Raw genomic sequence first — 1855 nt, 5'->3', positions numbered from 1 at the left:
CTCAGAACTAACACAGTGGACGCGAGCAACTGAGGACAAGCCCTCGGCCTATTAGTACCGGTCACCTCCACCAGTTACCTGGCTTCCAGATCCGGCCTATCAACCCAGTCGTCTACTGGGAGCCTTACCCCATCAAGTGGGTGGGAGTCCTCATCTCGAAGCAGGCTTCCCGCTTAGATGCTTTCAGCGGTTATCCCTCCCGAACGTAGCCAACCAGCCATGCCCTTGGCAGAACAACTGGCACACCAGAGGTTCGTCCGTCCCGGTCCTCTCGTACTAGGGACAGCCCTTCTCAAGACTCCTACGCGCACAGCGGATAGGGACCGAACTGTCTCACGACGTTCTAAACCCAGCTCGCGTACCGCTTTAATGGGCGAACAGCCCAACCCTTGGGACCGACTCCAGCCCCAGGATGCGACGAGCCGACATCGAGGTGCCAAACCATCCCGTCGATATGGACTCTTGGGGAAGATCAGCCTGTTATCCCCGGGGTACCTTTTATCCGTTGAGCGACGGCGCTTCCACAAGCCACCGCCGGATCACTAGTCCCGACTTTCGTCCCTGCTCGACCCGTCGGTCTCACAGTCAAGCTCCCTTGTGCACTTACACTCAACACCTGATTGCCAACCAGGCTGAGGGAACCTTTGGGCGCCTCCGTTACCCTTTAGGAGGCAACCGCCCCAGTTAAACTACCCATCAGACACTGTCCCTGATCCGGATCACGGACCCAGGTTAGACATCCAGCACGACCAGACTGGTATTTCAACGACGACTCACCGCGAACTGGCGTCCGCGTTTCAAAGTCTCCCAGCTATCCTACACAAGCCGAACCGAACACCAATATCAAACTGTAGTAAAGGTCCCGGGGTCTTTCCGTCCTGCTGCGCGAAACGAGCATCTTTACTCGTAGTGCAATTTCACCGGGCCTATGGTTGAGACAGTCGAGAAGTCGTTACGCCATTCGTGCAGGTCGGAACTTACCCGACAAGGAATTTCGCTACCTTAGGATGGTTATAGTTACCACCGCCGTTTACTGGCGCTTAAGTTCTCAGCTTCGCCCACCCGAAAGTGAGCTAACCGGTCCCCTTAACGTTCCAGCACCGGGCAGGCGTCAGTCCGTATACATCGCCTTACGGCTTCGCACGGACCTGTGTTTTTAGTAAACAGTCGCTTCTCGCTGGTCTCTGCGGCCACCCCCAGCTCAGAGCGCGAAGCTCATCACCGGATGTGGCCCCCCTTCTCCCGAAGTTACGGGGGCATTTTGCCGAGTTCCTTAACCATAGTTCACCCGAACGCCTCGGTATTCTCTACCTGACCACCTGAGTCGGTTTAGGGTACGGGCCGCCATGAAACTCGCTAGAGGCTTTTCTCGACAGCATAGGATCATCCACTTCACCACAATCGGCTCGGCATCAGGTCTCAGACTATTGCCAGGCGGATTTACCTACCTGACGTCCTACACCCTTACCCCGGGACAACCACCGCCCGGGATGGACTACCTTCCTGCGTCACCCCATCACTCACCTACTAACCGCTTGGTCCGGCGGCTCCACCACTTTCCTTTCCCCGAAGGGTCCGGAACGGCTTCACGGCCTTAGCATCACGATGCTCGATGTTTGACGCTTCACAGCGGGTACCGGAATATCAACCGGTTATCCATCGACTACGCCTGTCGGCCTCGCCTTAGGTCCCGACTTACCCTGGGCAGATCAGCTTGACCCAGGAACCCTTAGTCAATCGGCGCAAACGTTTCTCACGTTTGTATCGCTACTCATGCCTGCATTCTCACTCGTCAACCGTCCACGACTACCTTCCAGTGCCGCTTCACCCGGCAGACGACGCTCCCCTACCCATC

At 56.9% G+C, this 1855-nt stretch carries 1 rRNA gene; it reads right to left on the bottom strand.

Annotation, left to right across the window (positions count from 1 at the left end):
• Positions 1 to 31 precede the first annotated feature (31 nt).
• A 23S ribosomal RNA gene (locus ACFY01_RS46700) occupies positions 32 to 1855 on the bottom strand; the annotation flags it as partial.

Source organism: Streptomyces sp. NPDC001480, from assembly GCF_042894725.1.
In the GTDB taxonomy this organism is placed as follows: Bacteria; Actinomycetota; Actinomycetes; order Streptomycetales; family Streptomycetaceae; genus Streptomyces.
The sequence above is the reverse complement of the archived record's forward strand: the minus strand, read 5'-3'. Positions and strand labels throughout refer to the sequence as shown.